Raw genomic sequence first — 20,504 nt, forward strand, 5'->3', positions numbered from 1 at the left:
TCATCACTGGCAGCGTTTTGTGTTGATGCTCACAGAACCAGAAATCTCTTTATCGGCCCAGTGAATGTCCCCATTCACGCAGTCGCTGAAATAGCACATATAGCGCAGGAATAAAGAGGATCCCCACGACTGTCGCCATAACCATTCCACTGAATACCGTGGTCCCGATAATGCGACGACTCTGAGCCCCGGCACCGGTTGCCAGCATCAATGGCAGAACGCCAATGATAAAGGAAACGGCAGTCATCATGACCGCACGGAAACGGCGCGCCGCGCCTTCTTTTGCCGCCTCAAGCACGGATAATCCGCTTTCGCGGCGCACGCGGGCGAACTCAACGATCAATATGGCATTCTTAGCGGCCAGCGCGATGAGCAAGACCAAACCGATTTGCACATACACATCGTTTGCCAGCCCCAGTAGCCACAGTGTTATCAACGCCCCGCCGATCGCAAACAGTACCGACAACATCACGCTCGCCGGAAGCGTCCAGCTTTCATACTGGGCGACCAGAAACAACCATGCCATTACCACAGCGGCGATCAGGATCCACACTGCCTGATTGCCTGACTGCCGCTCCTGTAAGGAGATCCCACTCCAGGCGTAGTGATAGCCTGTGGGCAGATTCTCTGCGAGAATTTGCTCCATCACGGTCATCGCCGTACTACTGCTGACGCCAGGTGCGGCGGAGCCGCTCACAGAGACAGACGGGAACTGGTTATACTGTTGCAGGAAGGGGGCGCCCACGGTGGGCGTAACGGTGACCAGATGACTCAGGCGCACGCGCTCGCCACTGTTGCTGCGAACGAACTGATCGCGAATCTGATCGGCCCGTTCGCGCCACGGCATGTCGTTTTGCATCACGACATGATAGACACGGTTATTCACACTGAAATCCCCGGCGCGCGTGCCGCTGAACGCGGTTTGCAGACTGCTGAAAATACGGGAGACCGGCACATCCAGACTGGCCGCTCGCTCGCGATCGACAGTTAAGGTCAATTGCGGCACCGTGCTGCTCCAGGTGGTAAAAACATGGCGAAGCTGCGGGTGTTGATTCGCTATCTGCAAAATCTGATTTGTCACCCTTTCAAGTTCTTGTGAAGGCTGTCCGGCCTGAGCCTGAATGCGCAAGTCGAAACCAGCTGCATTACCGAGTCCAGGTAACGCTGGAGGTGCAAAGGTCATGATCGTCGCTTCAGGTAACGCCATGAGCTGGTGTTGCAGGGACTGCATGACGGTGGACAACGCGGGACGCTGCCCCCAGTCTTTAAGCATAACGGAGATAAATCCGCCATTAGAACCAGCCGTACCATTGAGAATGTTAAACCCGGAAACCTGCACCACATCCGCAACTGCTGGATTCGCCGCAATAATCTCCCGGGCGCTGGCCATCACGCGCTCCGTACGCTCAAGCGATGCCGCTTCCGGTAACTGTACGCTGGCAAAAAAGTAGCCCTGATCTTCCTGCGGCAGGAAGCTTTTTGGCATGGACAACAGCGCAACGGCAATCAAAGCAGCCACTGCCGATGTCGCCAATAGCGCGTACCACGGGCGGCGATTCATGGCATCGACGACGCTCGCATAGCCACCCCGAACGGCATCCAGTCCGACATTAAAATAGCGATAAATCGCTGCCGGACGCGCCGGGCGTGGGCGCAACAGCATCGCACACAATGCTGGCGTCAGGGTTAGTGCCACCAGACTGGATAACGCCACTGCCGTGGAGAGCGTCACCGCAAACTGACGATAAAGTTCCCCGACAATCCCCGGTAGCATCGCCACGGGAACAAAGACCGCCAACAGCACAAGGGTGGTGGCGATCACCGGGCCGGCGATCTGACGTAATGCCTGCGCGGTGGCGGCACGACGCTCCATCCCTTCCGCCATCAGCGATTCCACGTTTTCGACAACCACGATCGCATCGTCCACAACCATGGTCAGCGCCAGAATAATGGCAAACAGGCTCAACGTGTTCGCCGAATAGCCCAGGGCATAAAGCATGCCAAAGGTGCCAATCAGCGAGACCGGAATCGCGACGGCGACAATCAGAGTCGCCCGCCAGCTTTGCAGAAACAGCGATACAATCGCCACCACCGCCAGCAGGGTCAACGCCAGCGAGACGCCAATCTCTTTAATGGTTGCCGCCACAAAACGTGTGGTATCAAATTTGACGTCATAGGTGAGTCCATCCGGAAACTGCTTCGCTAATCGCGCCAGCTCCGTTCGCACTTCTCCCGCGACGCGCAGGGCGTTCGCCGACGGCGTGGGATAGATCCCCAGATAAGCAGAATCAAGACCATTAAGCTGTGCGCCAGAGGTGTAGCTGCGGGAACCGAGTTCAATCGTGGCGATATCGCCTAAACGCACCAGTTGTCCCTGATCTCCGGCACGAATAATGACATTGGCAAACTCGTCGGCCTGAGTGAGTCTCCCCAGCCCATTAATGGTCAGGGTCTGCTGCTGTCCGTTGAAGACGGGAGGCATCCCAACCTGACCGGCAGCCCCCTGCACATTTTGCTCACGCAGGGACTGAGCAATATCGTCAGACGTGATGTTCAGGGCATCCATTTTGTCCGGATGCAACCAGATGCGCATGCTGTACTCACGCGCCCCGAACATCTGCACCTGCCCAACGCCAGGCAGACGTGCCAGCGCTTCACGCACCTGCGTACTGGCGTAATTACTGACAAACAACAGTGAATGACTCTGGTCAGGCGAGTAAAGACTGACCCCCATCATCAGATTGGTGGCGCGCTTACGTACCTGTACACCATTTTGTTGGACCTCGGACGGCAACTGGGCAATAGCCTGCGCCACCCGATTTTGCACATCAATCGCCGCGAGATCCGGATCGGTGCCTGCCGCAAAGGTAATATTCAGGCTCCAGGTCCCCTCGTCTGAACTGGTCGATTCCATATAGAGCATATGGTCTACGCCGTTCAGTTGTGTCTCCAGCGGTGTGGCGATAGCTTCCGCCACATCAGCTGCACTCGCGCCAGGCCAACTGGCGCTGACATTCACGACCGGGAGGGTAATTTGTGGATACTGCTCAACCGGGATCAGTTTGAGGGCGATCCCTCCCAGCATCATGATGACCAGAGCAATCACCATCGCAAAGCGTGGTCGGCGGATAAAAAACGTCAGCATGGCATGTCCTTATTTCAGTCGCTGGATCGGGGCGCCCGGGAACAGGCGCTGAGCGCCTTCCACGACAACAAGCTCACCCGGCGCCACACCGGAAAGGACCTGAAAATGGTTATCAACCTGCTCTGCAAGCGTCAACAGGCGCTTTTCCGCCCTTTCATCCTCGCCAATAACCCAGGCAAAAAAACCATCGCTATTTTGTTGAATGGCGGCAACCGGAAGCGTCACGATCTCCTGTTCCATTTGCGGGCGCAGCCAAACCCGGGTATTGCCGCCGGGCAACAGGAGGTGGCGGGGATTGGCAAATTCTGCCCGCAGCATGACGCTGGCGGTTCGCGGATCAACGCGATTATCCACTGACGTCAGTTCACCAGTTTCCCGTCCACCCGCCACCTCAATCTGCGCCTGCCAGGCCTGTTTCATCGCCGTGATATCCGCATGCTGATCGGCTTTGATCACGAAGTTGTGCTCTTCAAGGGCAAAGGCGATACGCACCGGGTCGAGCTGTACGACTTCTGCGAGGACGCCGCTGGACGGCCCCACCAGACTGCCGACGTGAAATTGGCTATGACCGATACGCCCGGTCAACGGCGAATGAATCCGTGTGTATCCCAACGTCACATTGATGGCTTCTATGCGTGCCTTCGCCTGCTCTACCGCTGCGCGACTGACATCACGCTGCATGCGGGCGTTATCGACGTCCTGTTGGCTGATGGAGTGATTATTCTTCAACCCCTGATAACGCGTGAGCAGTTGTTGTGACTGGCGCAATGTGGCTTCTACGCTGCTCAACTCGGCCTTCGCCAAACGCAAGGTGGCGCGATGGGCTGCGTCATCAAGTTCAAACAGCAACTCCCCTTTATTCACATACTGTCCGTCGCGAAAATGAATCCTGTTAATGACGCCTTCGGTCCGGGCCCGAAGTTCAACGGTATGGATAGCTTCAATACGTCCAGGGATCTGTCGTTCCGGGGTGTGGCTTATCTGGGTTGCGGGTGTCACCCGCACCGGGAGAGGGTTGGCAAGAGCGGGGTGTACGACACCAAGAAACAGCGTCCCCATTAACATGAGGCGGTGGAGATTCATTTTCACAGCGCATTCCTTTGCTCTGGAAGACAGAGCGATAAGTAAGACATTCAGGGCCACAGGCGGATGGGAGTGTTACGTTTTGCACCTAAACCCTCAGTCAACGAGGTGACCAGTGCCGGTGTTCTTTGCGCTGCCATCAAGAAAACCGACATTGATTTACAGAAAACGCGTTTTGTCTAATGACGGGAAGTTGATCGCGGGACGCCGGATGGCGATGCTATCGCATCTTATCCGGCCTGGAGGATTTAGTGTGCTGTTCGTCGGCCTGATAAGCGAAACGCCATCAGGCAACAGCGTTGTAGCCGCCTGTAAGTTTTTGCAGCCTATAAAAGTAAAAACCCCGCCGAAGCGGGGTTTTCTTTGAAGAGTGAAGCTGACTGATAAGCCGCTTTCTTTCAGGTATAGCGTCGTGGACAGTCATTCATCTGACCTTCGCCACCCAACCCTACAAAAGCAAAAACCCCACCTGATGGCGGAGCTCTTAAAGTGGTGAAGCTGACCGATAAGCCGCTTTCTTTCAGGTATAGCGTCGTGGACAGTCATTCATCTGACCTTCGCCGCACAACCCTACAAAAGCAAAAACCCCGCCGAAGCGGGGTTTTCTTTGAAGAGTGAAGCTGACCGATAAGCCGGGTTCTGTCGTGGACAGTCATTCATCTAGGCCAGCAATCGCTCACTGGCTCAAGCAGCCTACCCGGGTTCAGTACGGGCCGTACCTTATGAACCCCTATTTGGCCTTGCTCCGGGTGGAGTTTACCGTGCCACGGACTGTTACCAGCCGCGCGGTGCGCTCTTACCGCACCCTTTCACCCTTACCTGATCCCACTTGCGTGGGCCATCGGCGGTTTGCTCTCTGTTGCACTGGTCGTGGGTTTCCCCCCCAGGCGTTACCTGGCACCCTGCCCTATGGAGCCCGGACTTTCCTCCCCTCCGCCTGTCTCCCCCGAAGGGGACGACGACGAAGCGGCGACTGTCTGGTCAGCTTCGGCGCGCAGTATAGAGGGTTTGCACGCCCTTGTCACCCTGCACTGCGCATTCCCACTGCCAGCGTCGCCGCAATGTTTCGCGACGCCCGGTAAATGTTGTCAAATGCGCCGCGAAAGGCCTCTTCCAGAGTACCAATACTGGTCAATACGCTGAATACGGCATCGATACCATATTGATGTACCACGCCGACATCCCGCGTCAGACTGCCCGCAATACCAATCACCGGCTTGTGGTATTTCTTCGCCACGTTCGCCACGCCCACCGGCACTTTGCCGTGAATGCTCTGGCTGTCGATGCGCCCTTCACCGGTCACAACCAGCGTACAGTCGTGAATATGTTCTTCCAGATTGAGCGCCTGAGTGACGATCTCAATCCCGCTTTTCAACTCCGCGCCGAGAAATGCCATCAGCGCCGCCCCCATGCCGCCCGCCGCGCCTGCGCCTGGGACGTTTTTCACATCCACACCCAGTGATTTTTTAATGATATCCGCGTAGTGAGCCAGATTGCGGTCCAGTTCGAGAATCAGCGGCTCCGTCGCCCCTTTTTGCGGACCGAAGATCCGCGAGGCTCCCTGTTCGCCCACCAGTGGATTGGTCACATCACAGGCAACGCGAATAGCACACTGTTTAATGCGCGGATCCAGACCAGACACATCAATGGTGTTGAGAGTGTTCAGGCTGCCGCCGCCGTAGCCAATTTCAGTTCCGTTGGCATCACACAGCTTCGCACCCAGCGCCTGAACCATCCCGGCACCGCCGTCATTGGTCGCACTCCCGCCAATGCCGATAATAATATTGCTTGCCCCACTGTCCAGCGCCTGCAAAATAAGCTCCCCAGTGCCACGAGAAGTGGTAATCAGGGGGTTACGTTTGTCGGGGGGAACCAGCGCCAGTCCGCTGGCGGCCGCCATTTCGATAAACGCGGTCTTTCCATCGCCTGACATGCCCCAGTTGGCATTCACTTTTTCACCCAGCGGTCCGGTCACCAGAGCGGAATGTGCAGAACCGTGCGTGGCGGCAATCATGGCTTCAACCGTCCCCTCGCCCCCATCGGCGACCGGAACGGAAACATACTGCGCATCGGGGAAAATTTCCCGAAATCCTTTTTCTATCGCCTGAGCTACCTCAGTAGCAGAGAGGCTTTCTTTATAAGAGTCTGGGGCAATTACGATTTTCATGATGATCGCCTGTTACTGCACAACGCCGAATGGCGTTTTACTTATCCGGCCAACAATCCAGGCCCGGACTGCGACGCGCTATCCGGGCACAAGGTCATTAGCGAGTGACTTCCACTTTCGCCAGTTTCTCGTAGTAGCATGCCAGAGCACTGTGGTCGGCGGTTCCCAGGCCGTCAGCACGCAGCGCCTGCATCATCTCCATAACGGCCGCTGTCAGCGGAAGCTGAGCGCCAACACCGTGAGACGTATCCAGCGCGTTTGCCAGATCTTTAATGTGCAGATCGATACGGAAACCGGGCTTGAAGTTACGATCCATCACCATCGGCGCTTTCGCATCCAGGACGGTGCTGCCCGCCAGGCCACCACGGATCGCCTGATAAACCAGATCCGGGTTTACGCCGGCTTTGGTTGCCAGGGTCAGCGCTTCAGACATCGCGGCAATGTTCAGCGCCACAATCACCTGGTTCGCCAGCTTGGTAACGTTACCCGCGCCGATATCACCGGTATGAACAACGGATCCCGCCATCGCTTTCAGCAGATCGTAGTATTTATCGAAAATCGCCTTGTCGCCGCCAACCATCACCGACAACGTACCGTCGATCGCCTTCGGCTCACCGCCGCTCACCGGTGCGTCCAGCATATCGATGCCTTTGGCTTTCAGCGCGTCGCTGATCTCACGGCTCGCCAGCGGCGCGATGGAGCTCATATCGATCAGTACCGTCCCCGGTTTCGCCCCTTCGATAATGCCGCCTTCGCCCAGCGCAACCTCTTTCACGTGCGGAGAGTTTGGCAGCATGGTGATGATCACATCACACTGCTCAGCAATCGCTTTGGCGTTAGAAGCGGTTTCTGCGCCTGCCGCGATAACGTCAGCGATCGCTTCAGGATTACGGTCAGAAACCACCAGCGAGTAACCTGCTTTCAGGAGGTTTTTACTCATTGGTTTACCCATGATACCCAAGCCAATAAAACCAACTTTCATAGTCATATCAATTATCTCTCTTGTTTCGGTGGTGGTTATTTCTTAAAGGAATCAGCCAGTTTCTGCGTGGCGGAACGGAACACGCCCAGGTCGCTGCCGACAGCAACAAACGTGGCACCCCATTCCAGATAGCGACGTGCGTCGGCATCAACCGGCGCCAGAATACCGCTCGGTTTGCCGTGCGCTTTTGCACGGGCAAAGATGTGCTGAATGGCTTTCTGCACCTCAGGATGAGACGCATTGCCGAGGTGACCTAACGCCGCAGCCAGATCGCTTGGGCCAACGAAAATACCGTCGACGCCTTCGGTGGCGGCGATAGCATCGACGTTATCCACGCCCTGCTGGCTCTCAATCTGCACAATGATGGTGATATTTTTGTTGGACTGCGCGAAGTAATCCGGGACGGTACCAAACATGTTGGCGCGATGCGATACGGACACGCCACGGATCCCTTCTGGCGGATAGCGTGTCGACGCAACGGCGTTCACCGCCTCTTCTTCTGTTTCAACAAACGGGATCAGGAAATTGTAAAAACCGATATCCAGCAGACGCTTGATAATCACCGGCTCATTGGTCGGTACACGCACAACCGGCGCGCTGGAACTGCCTTTCAGCGCCATCAGTTGTGGAATAAAGGTGGAGACATCATTTGGCGCATGCTCGCCATCCAACACCAGCCAGTCGAAGCCCGCCAGTCCTAAGACTTCGGTGCTGATGGGGCTTGCCAGCGCTGACCAGCAGCCAATCTGAATCTGATGCGCAGCCAGCGCTGCTTTGAATTTGTTCGGGAAGATGTCGTTATTCATCACTTTTACCTTGTCACTTAACCGTTAATTATTTCTGCAGTTCCATACGTTTAATGTCACCGACAATAAACAGGTAGCACACCATGGCCATCAGCGCGGAACAGCCAACGAATACCAGCGCGGCGTTGAAGGAATGCAGTTCACTTACCAGGTAACCGATAACCAGCGGCGTTACGATAGACGCCACGTTGCCAAAGACGTTAAATACTCCGCCGCACAGGCCCACAATCTCTTTCGGCGCGGTGTCTGAAATCACCGGCCAGCCCAGTGCGCCAAATCCTTTACCAAAGAAGGCCAGCGCCATCAGCGTCACCACCAGCGCGGTGTTGTCGGTGTAGTTGCACAGAATGATGGTGGAGGCCAGCAGCATTCCCAGCACAATCGGCAGCTTACGCGCAACGGTGATAGAAAAACCGCGCTTAATCAGATAATCCGAGAACACGCCGCCCAGTACGCCGCCAGCGAAACCACACAGCGCCGGAATCGAAGCCACCAGACCCACTTTCAGGATCGACATTCCTTTTTCCTGCACCAGGTAAATCGGGAACCAGGTCAGGAAGAACCAGGTGATAGTGTTGATGAAATACTGTCCGAAGAACACGCCAAGCATCATGCGGTTGGTCAATAACTGCTTGATGTAATGCAGTTTTGGACCACTTGCCACTGCGCTGCCCGGTTTTTTGTGGTCCATATCCACGACCGCACCGTTTTCAGAGATGAACTTCAACTCTTCTGCGGACATCCGCGGGTGGTCGGTGGGGTTATGAATCAGTTTGACCCACAACGCCGTCAGGACAAACCCGATCACGCCCATCACAGTGAAGACATGCTCCCAGCCCCAGGCAAAGGTCAACCAGCCCAGCAGCGGCGAGAACAGCGCCAGCGAGAAATACTGAGCAGAGTTAAAGATTGCCGACGCGGTTCCACGCTCTTTGGTCGGGAACCAGGCCGCAACAATACGGGCGTTTGCCGGGAACGAAGGCGCTTCCGAGAACCCCAACATAAAGCGCATAAAGAACATGGAAACCCCCGCCCAGGCCAGCGGGAACATATCCACGAAGCCTTGCAGGAAGGTGAACAGCGACCAGAAGAACAGGCTGTAGGTGTAAACTTTTTTCGAACCAAACTTATCGAGCAACCAGCCGCCGGGGATTTGCATCAGCAGGTAGGCCCAGCCAAATGCAGAGAAGATGTAGCCCATTGACACGGCGCTCAACTGCAACTCTTTAGCAACTTCGGTACCGGCAATGGATAGCGTCGCCCGGTCCGCGTAGTTAACCGCTGTAACAATAAAAATTATCAGCAGAATTAAATAGCGGGTATGCGTACCTTTCTTTTTTTCTACAACTGTATCCAGGATCATTTTATTTACCTCAGGCACTTAAGCAGACATTTTTATTATTATTTATTGATGACAGACGCTATCGCTTATTAATAAGTACAGATACTTATTTCGTGATTCAGTATAATCAGGCGGAAAGCATTACGCATTGTGCAGATGCTCATTAACAACGTTAATTACAAATAATATCTTGAGCAAATGCACATAACGCTGGGCGCTGATGCACATATTTACGCTTTACTGCCCCTGATAGCAGGGCTTTCGCCATAACGAGTGATCTGGATCACATTCTTATTTTTGAACTCCTGACATCCTTATTTCACGACAGATCTTCCTTATTTTAATAATCAGATTCGCAGAATCTCTCTATATTAATATCACCCCGGCTGGAGAATACTGGACAATGGCCAACATCGAAATCAGACAAGAATCGCCGAGCGCATTTTATATAAAGGTCCACGAGACAGATAATGTGGCGATCATTGTTAATGACAATGGTTTGAAAGCCGGGACGCGATTCCCGGATGGACTGGAGCTGATTGAACATATTCCACAGGGACATAAAGTCGCGCTGGTGGATATTCCGGTTCATGGCGAAATCGTACGTTACGGTGAAGTGATCGGCTACGCCATGCGCGACATTGCACGCGGAAGCTGGATTGATGAATCCATGGTTGAGCTACCGAAAGCGCCGCCGTTGAACACTCTGCCACTGGCGACCAAAGTACCGGAACCGTTGCCGCCGCTGGAAGGCTATACCTTTGAAGGGTACCGCAACGCCGATGGTAGCGTAGGCACCAAGAATCTGCTCGGTATCACCACCAGCGTGCACTGCGTGGCGGGCGTGGTGGATTATGTCGTCAAAATCATTGAGCGCGATCTGCTGCCTAAATACCCGAACGTCGATGGTGTGGTCGGACTTAACCACCTGTACGGTTGCGGCGTGGCAATTAACGCTCCGGCAGCCGTGGTGCCGATTCGTACCATCCATAACATCTCGCTGAACCCAAACTTTGGCGGCGAAGTGATGGTCATTGGCCTGGGCTGTGAAAAACTACAGCCGGAGCGTTTACTGGAAGGTACTGACGATGTGCAAAGTATTCCGGTCGACAGCGCAAGCATCGTCAGCCTTCAGGACGAGAAGCATGTAGGTTTTCGTTCTATGGTCGATGATATCCTGCAGGTCGCTGAGCGCCATCTGGCTAAGCTGAATCTGCGCCAGCGCGAAACCTGCCCGGCCTCTGAACTGGTCGTCGGCATGCAGTGCGGCGGCAGCGATGCGTTTTCCGGTGTGACGGCGAACCCGGCGGTGGGTTACGCCTCTGACCTGTTGGTACGCTGCGGCGCCACGGTGATGTTCTCCGAAGTCACCGAAGTGCGTGATGCGATTCATCTGCTGACGCCGCGCACCATCAACGAAGAGGTGGGTAAACGTCTGCTGGAAGAGATGGCCTGGTACGACAATTATCTCGATATGGGGAAAACCGATCGCAGCGCTAACCCCTCCCCGGGTAACAAAAAAGGTGGTCTGGCGAATGTGGTGGAAAAAGCGCTGGGCTCAATTGCGAAATCCGGTAAAAGCGCGATTGTCGAAGTGCTCTCTCCGGGTCAGCGCCCGACCAAACGCGGTCTGATTTATGCCGCAACGCCCGCCAGCGATTTTGTCTGCGGCACACAGCAGGTCGCGTCCGGGATCACCGTCCAGGTGTTCACCACGGGTCGCGGTACCCCCTACGGCCTGATGGCCGTGCCGGTGATTAAGATGGCAACCCGTACCGAACTGGCAAATCGCTGGTACGATTTAATGGATATCAATGCGGGCACCATCGCCACGGGCGAAGAGACCATTGAGGAAGTCGGTCAGAAACTGTTTGAGTTTATTCTCGATGTCGCCAGCGGCCGTAAGAAAACGTTCTCCGATCAATGGGGACTTCACAATCAGCTGGCCGTATTTAACCCGGCGCCAGTGACCTGATATTTTCGAAACGAAAGCAACCGAGAAAACGGGGATTAATCCCCGTTTTTTCTTTTCTGTCCGCGAAAGATAAGGTGATAGTGCTCGCAGTTTTGAAGGTTAATTTTTCGCCCGCCATTTTTCGATTTTCGTTGGTGTAAAAATCCTAACCCGTTGAAAGAAAGAATAATGTCTGAGCCCTCTCTTTTCGCCCTCTTTTCGTTTTGATAAAAGAGAAACCTACCGAAAAGCCGGGCTGTTTTAATGCGATAATTCCCTCATTTTTCCCCCTTTGACTTTCCCCTTTGTTAAACACAAGATTCAATGGCTTCTGTAATTTACCTCACCGACATTCTGACCCGAATAAAGAGGGAAGTTATGTATACCTTGAATAAAAATAATGTCGCCCTGGCATGCCTTTTTTCCTGTTTACTGGCCGCGCCGGCGGTTGCCAGTGCAGAAGGCCAGACGACAGATAAACCCGTTAAATTACGCTACACGCTATGGGATCGAAATCAACTTCCCGGCGAACAGCAGTTGGTTAATGAGTTTGAAAAAAACAATCCCGGTGTGAAAGTTGAAATTGAACTAACGCCCTATGATCAATATTTCATAAAACTCAGTTCAGCGGTCGGGGGAAATGTGGCGCCGGATGTATTCTGGATGAATATGCCGAATTTTCAGCAGTACGTTAAAAACGGCATGCTGGAACCACTGACCCCTTATTTAAAAGACAAATCATCACCAAATCTTGATGATTTCGTGAAAAGCTCTGTCGATGCTTATCAGTACCAATCTGCGCAATACGCTATTCCACGTGATATCGACGCGATTGCCGTCTGGTATAACAAAAAAATGTTTGATCAGGCTGGCGTAACCTATCCCGATAAAAACTGGACGTGGGACGATTTAAAACAGAAATCGGAACAGTTACGTAAAAATCTGGATCAGCATTCTTATCCGTTGGCGATGGATCTCGGCAGCGGTCAGGACAGTTACTTTAACCTGCTGCTCCAGGCCGGCACTCAGATTGTCCTGCCAGAGGGTAAAACGGACGTTGCCAGCGACAACGCGATCGCCATGTATCGCGACGTTCAGGGAATGCTGAAGGCAGGATTGCTCCAGCCGCCAGGCGAAATGAAAGCCGCCGACGTCTTCCAGTCCAACCGGGTGGCGATGATCTACGCGGGCTCCTGGTGGGCGCTGCCGTTCTCGCAGAACGAACTGATTAACGATCATGTCGGCGTAGTCCCGATGCCCAAAATGGCAGAACAGGCTGGCGTCTCTCATAGCCTGGCATTCGCCATGTCGGCCAAAAGCCAGCATAAAGAGGCCGCCTGGAAATTCATTGAATTTATGAGTTCAGAACATGCGCAGCAAACGCTGGCGGCGGGCAAAGTGGTGATTCCGGCCAATCAGAAAGTCGCCAAAGCGTGGGCGGAAGGCTTTAAGGATGTTGATGTTTCCGCCTATATCGATTCACTGGCATTTTCTCATAAATATCCCACCGCCGGATCCAATACCGCGAAATGGAATAGCATTCTCAACGACGGGCTGAAAAAAGTCTGGATGGGAAATGATCCGCAACAGGTTATGCCGGGTGTCGCAAAACGCGTTGAGCGTGAAATGCAGAAATAATAGTGAGGGAGCCTTGCTCCCTCTCACCTCTCCTGCGTTAACCCATTAATTGTTTGTAAAGTGAGCATCCCGGAGTCTGTATGAGCTATTCAGATGAAGCGGCATCCCCGCCGTTATCGGCCAGGGAACCCCATAAAAAATCCCTGACCCGACTGGAAAAAGAAGAACGTTTCTGGGGGTGGATAATGATTCTGCCGCTGTTGGCAGGATTAGTTATTTTTTACTTTACGCCGTTCTTCCAGAACGTATTTTACAGTTTTACCGATCTGGGCGAGTTTCAGATCTGGACGACAATCAGTCTGGATAATTACATTAATTTATTCAGCGATGATGAATTCCGTTCGGCGATCGTTAATACACTGGCCTATGTCTTTATCTGTGTACCGGTGATCACGGTCCTGTCTTTACTGCTGGCGATTGGTTTAAACCAGGCAATTCGCGGTCAGTGGCTGTTCCGTACGCTGTTATTTCTTCCGGCCGTCACGATGCCTGCCGCCATTGCGATGGTCTGGCAGTGGTTGATGAACCGTAATTTCGGTTTGCTCAATCAGATCCTGGCTTATTTCGATATTCCCGCCATTGGTTGGCTGTCCGATCCGGATATTGTCCGTCTGAGCGCCTCACTGGTCATTATCTGGTCGGCTATCGCCCTGAAGATGATCATTCTGCTCGCCGGATTGCAGGGGATCCCGAAGCAGATTTATGAAGCCATGTCCCTGGATGGCATCAGTAAACTGCGCGGCTTCTGGTCTATTACCCTGCCGTTAATGATCCCGACGCTGTTCTTTGTTCTGGTGATTTCGTTTATCGAAACGCTGCAAATATTCGATGTGGTGTATCTGCTGTTTGGCAGTTCTTCGATGGTGGACGAGCAGACCATGACTATCGCTTACCTCTTTTATAAATACGCCTTTATCTACCATGAAAAAGGGTACGCCTCCGCGATTGCCGTGGTGATTTTCGTTATCACGATGGTACTGACCCTGCTGCAGATATGGATAGGCAAACGGCTTAAAGCACAGTAAGGCAACCACTATGTTCATGACAAAACGTGAAAAATGGCTGATTTATGGCCTGATGATCCTGGCGACGCTGGTCACGGTGGTTCCCTTTATCTGGATGATCATCACCTCGTTTAAAACCCAGGCGGAAAGTATTGCCTTTCCGCCGATCCTGCTGCCCGCCAATCCGGGGTTTGAGGCGTACGATAAAATCTTGCATGAGATGCCATTCGGCAGCTTTTATTTTAACTCGATCGTTTCCACGCTGGTTATCGTCATCTTACAGACGCTGATTGCCGCGATGGCGGCGTATGGTTTCTCCCGCCTGCGTTTTAAAGGGCGCGATCTTCTCTTTATGCTCTGCATTTCGATTCTGATGGTTCCCGGACAGATCTTTTTGATCCCGCAGTTTTTAACGATCGAGAAAATAGGTCTGCTGAACTCAATTCCAGGTCTGGTGCTGCCGGGATTATTCAGTATTTATAGCGCCTTTTTATTGCGTCAGTTTTTTCTGTCCGTACCGAAAGAGCTGGAAGAAGCGGCCATTATGGATGGCTATAACCATTTAACGATCTTTTTCAAAATCATGCTGCCGCTGATTAAACCGGGGATTATCGCCTGCGTCATTATTAACGGGTTGTGGAGCTGGAATAACTTAATGTGGCCGCTCATCGTCAATACCTCAATGGACAAAATGACGCTGCCGGTGGGCCTGGCCTCGCTCTCAGGTCGCGCCGGGGTGGAGTATCCCATGCTCATGGCGGGGGCGTTGCTCGCGATTATCCCCATGTTGTTACTTTATATTTTCTTCCAGCGCTATTTCATTCGTGGCATCGCCGGTGCCGGAATTAAAGGATAAGGGGCATTGTTATGTCAGGCATTCAATTACAGTCAGTAGGCAAAATCTATCCGAATGGCTTCCAGGCGATTCATGGCGTTGACCTTGAAATTCACGATGGCGAATTTATGGTTTTTGTCGGGCCATCTGGCTGCGCAAAATCAACGTTACTGCGCATGATCGCCGGTCTGGAAGAGATTACTCATGGCCATATTTCAATTGGCGAACGGTGCGTCAACGACCTGCTGCCAAAAGAACGTGGCGTGGCGATGGTTTTTCAAAACTATGCCCTCTATCCCCACATGACAATCTACAAAAATATGGCCTTCAGCCTGCAGGGCAAAATGGACAAGCAGGAGATAGAGGTTCGCGTGCGGGAAGCCGCGCGCAAACTGGAAATCGAAGCGCTTCTCGATAAAAAACCCGGTCAACTTTCAGGGGGCCAGTGTCAGCGCGTTGCCGTTGGCAGGGCCATTGTACGTAAGCCTGAGGTGTTTTTGTTTGATGAGCCGTTGTCCAATCTCGACGCCAAACTGCGCGTATCGATGCGCGTGCGCCTGACCGAACTTCACCGCCAACTGCGTCACGAAGGGGTGAACGCGACAATGGTGTATGTCACACACGATCAGATTGAAGCGATGACCATGGGTGACCGCATTTGCGTGCTCAACGGTGGACGGATCATGCAGGTCGACACGCCGGGCAATATCTACCATCAGCCAAAGAATAAATTCGTGGCGGGCTTTATTGGTAATCCGGCGATGAATATCCATCTTCTGGCGCTCGACCCGGCTACGCACGGACTCCGTCTGGATGACGCGCTGACCTTGCCCTTAACCGCGCGACTGGCCTCCCAACTGACGAATTATCCGCACGACAGCGTCTGGTTTGGCATTCGTCCGGAGGCGATTCAGTTGGCGCAGCACAATGATCCTGCGGCTTTCGACGCCCGGATCACCAACGTGGAAAGAATGGGCAATGAAGATCTCCTGCATTTCGATATCGGCGCACAGCAAATGATCCTGCGAGTCAATTCGTCACCGGACTGGAGTCCGCTGCCCGGCGAATCGATCAAGGTGAAATTCAATCTCGAAGCCGCCTTTTTATTCGATAAGCAGGATGAAGAGAATTTAGCCGGAGCCTGATGGCGCAAACGTCATCAGCAATCGCAAGAAATTTCAGTTTATTTTTTTAATGCCCCACGGCGCAGAACAACGCGAATTCAGGCGAGGGCAAAATGAGAGGCTTATATGTGTGCAAAGAAAGTGACTGTGTTAGTGGTGGGTGCAGGCGCGCGCGGCGAAATCTATTCTCGCTACGCGCTTGAGCATCCGGACCGCATGCAGGTGGTCGGCGTGGCGGAACCCAGAGACGCGTATCGCCAACAATTTGTCGCTCAGCATAAAATTGAGCAGGAAAACATCTTTCGCGACTGGAAAGAGGCGGCGGCCCGCCCGCGAATGGCAGACGTCGTACTGATTTGTACTCAGGATACGATGCACAAAGAACCTGCCGTCGCGTTTGCCGACCTCGGCTATCATATTTTGCTGGAAAAACCGATCGCCCCCACGCCGGAAGATTGCCGCACCATTATTGCTGCGGTGAAGCGCAACAACGTCTTATTGGGTGTCGCCCACGTTCTGCGCTACACCCGCTACACGCAAAAACTCAAGTCCCTGCTCGACAGCGGGGTGATTGGCGATATCGTCAGCATGCAGCATCTCGAGCCGGTAGGTTACTGGCACCAGGCGCACTCTTTCGTTCGCGGTAACTGGCGTAACGAAGCGGAATCGTCGTTCATGCTGTTACAGAAATCCTGCCACGATATGGACTGGATCCGCTACATCATGGGCGATCACTGTCAGGATGTGACCTCATTTGGCAACCTGAGTCATTTCGTGAAGGAGAATCAGCCGGAGGGCGCCGCCGACCGCTGCCTGGATTGCCAGGTTGAGGCGACCTGCCCCTGGTCAGCCTGCAAAATTTATCTTGGTGAGGATCACAAATGCACGCCACATTTCCGTCGCGTGCTGACGGCGGATCCCACCGAGGAAAACGTCCGTCAGGCGCTGCGCGAGGGTCCGTATGGCCGCTGCGTTTATCGCTGCGATAACGACGTGGTGGATCATCAGGTGGTCAACTTGCGTTTCGCGCATCAGCAAACCGTGACGTTCACCATGACCGCCTTTACCCGTATGGAAGATCGAAAGACGCGTCTTTTCGGTACGAAAGGCTATCTCGAGGGCAATGGCGAGCAGATCCGGGTGTTTGATTTTCTGACGGACAGCGAGACGCTCTACACGATCGATGAGATCGCCGCAGGCACGCAGACCCAGATGGGAGGCCATGGCGGCGGGGATTACTATCTGATGGATCGCTTTATTCACGCCGTGATGGCGGGCGATCAAAGTATGATTCTCTCCGGCCCGGATGAATCGCTGGAAAGTCACTTAATGGTCTTTGCTGCAGAGCGCGCTCGCAAGGAAAACTGTCTGGTTACACTGTGAAGTTCGAGGAGATGTGGCATGTTTTACGGTGTTGATATTGGCGGCACAAAAACTGAAATTGTCGCCTTTGATAAGGAAATGCAGGTTTGCTGGCGCAAGCGCGTAGCCACGCCGGTTCAGGATTACGAACTCTTTCTCTCGACCTTTACCTCGCTCATCGATACCGCCGACTGGGCAACGGGAATGCAGGGTAAAATAGGCATTGGCATGCCAGGGCTGATGGACAGGCATACCGGAAAGCTGCTGTCGTCAAACGTCCCCTGCCTGACCGGACGGCAGGTGATGGACGATCTGGCGCACCGACTCAACCGCTCGGTGGCCCTGGACAATGATTGCTGCTGCTTCGCGCTGTCGGAGGCGCATACCCAGCAGGCTCGTCAGTTCTCGCGAATCTTTGGCGCCATTATCGGCACCGGCATGGGCGGAGGACTGGTGATCGACGGGCAGTTGTATCGTGGGCGCAACCGGATGGCCAGCGAGTTTGGGCATTTACCGCTGCCCGCCACCTTTATGCGCCGTTATAACCTGCCGGAGATCACGTGCGGCTGCGGCTTAAAGGGCTGTCTGGAGCGCTATCAGTCCGGTCCCGGTTTACTCTGGCTGCATAAGCACTTCAGCGGGGAACAGCTCAAAATGGAAACGCTGCTGGAAAACTACCGTCATGGCAACGCCAGCGCCGTCGTCACGGTTGAGGCGTGGATTGATATGCTGGGCTGTACGCTGGCGCAGTTGCAGCTCATTCTGGATGTTGACGCCTTTGTTCTGGGCGGCGGCGTCTCCAACATTGAGGAAATTTACACCTTATTGCCAGGCGCCATGTCGCGCTATCTCTTCCCCGGACTGGCCCCCGCGAATGTCTTCCCGGCCGTGCATGGCGCGTCCAGCGGCGTACGCGGCGCCGCCCTGTTGCTGGTCGAACAGGATGCACTGATGCACTAAGCGATCGCCGGCAAAACACGCTTTTGCCGGCGTTCTCCCTTATTCATCCACAATAACGACATCCACCCCCATCTGGCTGAGCGCCTGATGGTAATGTTCCGGGATACCGCTGTCGGTAATTACCCGGTCAATACCGCTGATTTCACTGATCATACAAAAACTTTTGCGGCCGAACTTGCTGGAATCCGCGACGACCGTAACCTCCTGCGCCACCTGACACATCACCTGGTTAAGGTGCGCTTCCCCTGGATGCGGCGTGGTGATCCCGGCCTCCAGACAAAATCCATCAACGCCCAAAAAAAGCTTATCAAACCGATACTGTCTGAGCTGATGTTCCGCTGAAGGGCCGTACAGCGAGTAAACGCTTTGCCTGACATTTCCCCCTAATATCATGACATCCACCCGTTCAAAATTGGCGAGTTCCCAGGCAATGTTAAGCGCGTTGGTCATCACCACCAGATCGCGACGACTTTTAAGCAATGGAGGAATAAGCGTGGTGGTCGAGCCGGAATCGAGAATCAGCGTGTCACCATCTTTCACAAAACTGGCCGCTTTTTCGGCAATCCGCGATTTCACATCGCGGTTCAGTCGGTCTTTGTCCTGTAAGGGGCGATCGAGGGCAAAGTGTTGATTTAATACGGCGCCGCCATAGGAGCGCATGACGCAGCCTTTCTGCTCGAGATAACGTAAGTCATTGCGGATTGTGACGCTTGAGACGCCAAAATGCACGCTCAGGGGTTCGACACGAACGCTACCTTGATCGCATAACAGATCTATTATTTGCTCGCGACGTCTTAAGTTATCCAGCATTGCTTTTGCTCCATTGCATATTGTTATGTTTTAGCGATTTATCGCTTTCGTTTTCTTTTTAATATATTAAATCAGAAGACTTAAGGCGAATTTGTGAACACGTCCGCAGCGCGGATTTTGACAAAAAAGCCTGTTTTTCTTTCGTTTTATCTAAACCGAAAATGAAAAATGCGAAAGATCGAAAAGCGTGCAGGACAGGTGAGCGGGAGAAGGAGACGAAAAATCAGTGAAAAAACGAAAGCGGGTTCGGCAAAAACCCGCTGACATTTTTCTTTTTGCTTAATTGAAGGACATCACATTTTTGAATTTTAACGATGCCGCTTAGACGATGATGACCTCAACGCCGCTGCGATGAAACTCCTTCAGGCTCTCTTCGGGAATGCCTTCATCGACAATGATGGTGTGAATACGTTGGGTATCAATAATTTTATGCAGGCTCGAGCGGTTAAATTTACTGGAGTCAGTGACCACGATAATCCGTTCCGCCACTTCACACATCCGGCGATTCAGTCGGGCTTCGTCTTCGTTATGGGTGCTGACGCCCCGCTCTAAATCAATGGCGTCGACGCCCAGAAACAGCATATCGAAGTGATAATTCTGCAACGACTGCTCGGCCTGGTCGCCATAAAACGACTGCGACTGACGACGCAAGTGACCACCGGTCATCAACAACTCCACGCCATCCGCTTCCAGTAAGGCATTGGCGACGTTCATCCCGTTGGTCATCGCAATCACATCGGTATGCTGACGCATCAGACGCGCAATCTCATAGGTCGTGGTGCCGGAGTCCAGGATCACGCGGTGACCCGGTTTGATCAACCCCACGGCCGCTTTGGCGATACTGCGTTTCACCGCCGTGTTCAGTGAGCTTTTATCTTCGACGGAAGGCTCCACGCCTGGCGTATTGCTGTCGCAAATCAATGCGCCGCCATAGGCGCGAACGGCGATCCCCTGCTTTTCCAGGAACGCCAGATCGTTGCGGATCGTCACCGTGGAAACGCCAAACAATCCCGAAAGATCGTTCACCTGTACGCTTCCTTGCTGCCGCAACCGCTGGATAATCTGCTCACGCCTTTCGCTGGTGCCTGACACCCGCTTGTCTCCAGAAGCATCGGTATTGCTCATAAGAAATCCTTTGGCTAATTCTTTCGTTTCATTTCGTTTCGCCTATTAACGCCTTTCTTTTATCGGAATGCAAGCCGAAAAAAGCCGACCAGAGGGGTGAAAAACCCGGCTGAATGCTTTCATTATGTTTCTTTTGTGAAACAGATCGGAAAACTATTATCTTTCGT

15 protein-coding genes and 1 other RNA gene are annotated in these 20,504 nt (G+C 53.5%); 7 read left to right on the plus strand and 9 right to left on the minus strand.

What is annotated here, in order from left to right; translation table 11 throughout:
- Positions 1-49: 49 nt before the first annotated feature.
- The 7 genes from WM46_RS16510 to garP all read right to left on the minus strand — a co-directional run bounded on the left by WM46_RS16510 (position 50) and on the right by garP (position 9,546).
- Positions 50-3,145: an efflux RND transporter permease subunit gene (locus WM46_RS16510; RefSeq protein WP_102602847.1), complete on the minus strand. Its 3,096-nt coding sequence runs from the start codon at positions 3,143-3,145 to the stop codon at positions 50-52.
- 9 nt (positions 3,146-3,154) lie between these two features.
- Entirely contained in the window at positions 3,155-4,228 is a 1,074-nt protein-coding gene (locus WM46_RS16515; RefSeq protein ID WP_233628629.1) for an efflux RND transporter periplasmic adaptor subunit, read from the minus strand.
- A 612-nt stretch (positions 4,229-4,840) separates the two neighbouring features.
- Positions 4,841-5,217, minus strand: an RNA gene (gene rnpB, locus WM46_RS16520) — RNase P RNA component class A.
- A 32-nt stretch (positions 5,218-5,249) separates the two neighbouring features.
- Positions 5,250-6,395: a glycerate 2-kinase gene (gene garK, locus WM46_RS16525; RefSeq protein WP_061076219.1), complete on the minus strand. Its 1,146-nt coding sequence runs from the start codon at positions 6,393-6,395 to the stop codon at positions 5,250-5,252.
- A 97-nt stretch (positions 6,396-6,492) separates the two neighbouring features.
- Positions 6,493-7,383 carry a 2-hydroxy-3-oxopropionate reductase gene (gene garR / locus WM46_RS16530; protein WP_042325204.1) on the minus strand — a complete coding sequence of 297 codons (891 nt, stop codon included), beginning with the start codon at positions 7,381-7,383 and terminating at the stop codon, positions 6,493-6,495.
- Between the two features lie 29 nt (positions 7,384-7,412).
- Complete coding sequence (gene garL / locus WM46_RS16535) at positions 7,413-8,183, minus strand: 2-dehydro-3-deoxyglucarate aldolase (protein WP_042998245.1); 771 nt, start codon at positions 8,181-8,183, stop codon at positions 7,413-7,415.
- Between the two features lie 28 nt (positions 8,184-8,211).
- The gene (garP, locus tag WM46_RS16540) at positions 8,212-9,546 is read right to left on the minus strand and encodes a galactarate/glucarate/glycerate transporter GarP (protein ID WP_058587539.1); all 1,335 of its coding nucleotides are present in this window, start codon (positions 9,544-9,546) and stop codon (positions 8,212-8,214) included.
- A 382-nt stretch (positions 9,547-9,928) separates the two neighbouring features.
- On the opposite strand from garP, the gene garD reads away from it, so the two are divergent.
- From garD to WM46_RS16575, 7 genes are all read left to right on the plus strand, one after another.
- Entirely contained in the window at positions 9,929-11,500 is a 1,572-nt protein-coding gene (gene garD, locus WM46_RS16545; RefSeq protein ID WP_102602848.1) for a galactarate dehydratase, read from the plus strand.
- A gap of 357 nt (positions 11,501-11,857) precedes the next feature.
- Positions 11,858-13,117: an ABC transporter substrate-binding protein gene (locus tag WM46_RS16550; RefSeq protein ID WP_061070612.1), complete on the plus strand. Its 1,260-nt coding sequence runs from the start codon at positions 11,858-11,860 to the stop codon at positions 13,115-13,117.
- 80 nt (positions 13,118-13,197) lie between these two features.
- Positions 13,198-14,142: a carbohydrate ABC transporter permease gene (locus tag WM46_RS16555; RefSeq protein WP_102602849.1), complete on the plus strand. Its 945-nt coding sequence runs from the start codon at positions 13,198-13,200 to the stop codon at positions 14,140-14,142.
- Between the two features lie 10 nt (positions 14,143-14,152).
- Positions 14,153-14,977: a carbohydrate ABC transporter permease gene (locus WM46_RS16560; RefSeq protein ID WP_102602850.1), complete on the plus strand. Its 825-nt coding sequence runs from the start codon at positions 14,153-14,155 to the stop codon at positions 14,975-14,977.
- Between the two features lie 11 nt (positions 14,978-14,988).
- Positions 14,989-16,101: an ABC transporter ATP-binding protein gene (locus WM46_RS16565; protein ID WP_102602851.1), complete on the plus strand. Its 1,113-nt coding sequence runs from the start codon at positions 14,989-14,991 to the stop codon at positions 16,099-16,101.
- Positions 16,102-16,206: 105 nt separating this feature from the next.
- Positions 16,207-17,463 (plus strand): Gfo/Idh/MocA family protein, encoded by a 1,257-nt coding sequence (locus tag WM46_RS16570; RefSeq protein ID WP_102602852.1) that lies wholly within the window; start codon positions 16,207-16,209, stop codon positions 17,461-17,463.
- 18 nt (positions 17,464-17,481) lie between these two features.
- Complete coding sequence (locus WM46_RS16575; protein ID WP_102602853.1) at positions 17,482-18,402, plus strand: ROK family protein; 921 nt, start codon at positions 17,482-17,484, stop codon at positions 18,400-18,402.
- Positions 18,403-18,441: 39 nt separating this feature from the next.
- On the opposite strand, the gene agaR is transcribed toward WM46_RS16575, so the two are convergent.
- Together agaR and WM46_RS16585 are read right to left on the minus strand one after the other, a co-directional pair.
- The gene (gene agaR / locus WM46_RS16580) at positions 18,442-19,212 is read right to left on the minus strand and encodes a transcriptional repressor AgaR (RefSeq protein WP_042998253.1); all 771 of its coding nucleotides are present in this window, start codon (positions 19,210-19,212) and stop codon (positions 18,442-18,444) included.
- 321 nt (positions 19,213-19,533) lie between these two features.
- Positions 19,534-20,337, minus strand: a complete 804-nt coding sequence (locus WM46_RS16585) for a DeoR family transcriptional regulator (RefSeq protein ID WP_061076212.1) — start codon at positions 20,335-20,337, stop codon at positions 19,534-19,536.
- Between the last annotated feature and the right edge of the window lie 167 nt (positions 20,338-20,504).

It is taken from the genome of Citrobacter freundii complex sp. CFNIH2, assembly GCF_002880615.1.
Taxonomy (GTDB): Bacteria; Pseudomonadota; Gammaproteobacteria; order Enterobacterales; family Enterobacteriaceae; genus Citrobacter_A; species Citrobacter_A amalonaticus_F.

Bases quoted from the DNA above. Each gene is read 5' to 3' on its own strand.
- garL (WP_042998245.1), bottom strand. From the start codon at position 8,183: ATGAATAACGACATCTTCCCGAACAAATTCAAAGCAGCGCTGGCTGCG.
- WM46_RS16585 (WP_061076212.1), bottom strand. From the start codon at position 20,337: ATGAGCAATACCGATGCTTCTGGAGACAAGCGGGTGTCAGGCACCAGC.
- WM46_RS16510 (WP_102602847.1), bottom strand. From the start codon at position 3,145: ATGCTGACGTTTTTTATCCGCCGACCACGCTTTGCGATGGTGATTGCT.
- garR (WP_042325204.1), bottom strand. From the start codon at position 7,383: ATGACTATGAAAGTTGGTTTTATTGGCTTGGGTATCATGGGTAAACCA.
- WM46_RS16555 (WP_102602849.1), top strand. From the start codon at position 13,198: ATGAGCTATTCAGATGAAGCGGCATCCCCGCCGTTATCGGCCAGGGAA.
- WM46_RS16550 (WP_061070612.1), top strand. From the start codon at position 11,858: ATGTATACCTTGAATAAAAATAATGTCGCCCTGGCATGCCTTTTTTCC.
- agaR (WP_042998253.1), bottom strand. From the start codon at position 19,212: ATGCTGGATAACTTAAGACGTCGCGAGCAAATAATAGATCTGTTATGC.
- WM46_RS16575 (WP_102602853.1), top strand. From the start codon at position 17,482: ATGTTTTACGGTGTTGATATTGGCGGCACAAAAACTGAAATTGTCGCC.
- WM46_RS16560 (WP_102602850.1), top strand. From the start codon at position 14,153: ATGTTCATGACAAAACGTGAAAAATGGCTGATTTATGGCCTGATGATC.
- WM46_RS16515 (WP_233628629.1), bottom strand. From the start codon at position 4,228: ATGAATCTCCACCGCCTCATGTTAATGGGGACGCTGTTTCTTGGTGTC.
- WM46_RS16570 (WP_102602852.1), top strand. From the start codon at position 16,207: ATGTGTGCAAAGAAAGTGACTGTGTTAGTGGTGGGTGCAGGCGCGCGC.
- garP (WP_058587539.1), bottom strand. From the start codon at position 9,546: ATGATCCTGGATACAGTTGTAGAAAAAAAGAAAGGTACGCATACCCGC.
- WM46_RS16565 (WP_102602851.1), top strand. From the start codon at position 14,989: ATGTCAGGCATTCAATTACAGTCAGTAGGCAAAATCTATCCGAATGGC.
- garD (WP_102602848.1), top strand. From the start codon at position 9,929: ATGGCCAACATCGAAATCAGACAAGAATCGCCGAGCGCATTTTATATA.
- garK (WP_061076219.1), bottom strand. From the start codon at position 6,395: ATGAAAATCGTAATTGCCCCAGACTCTTATAAAGAAAGCCTCTCTGCT.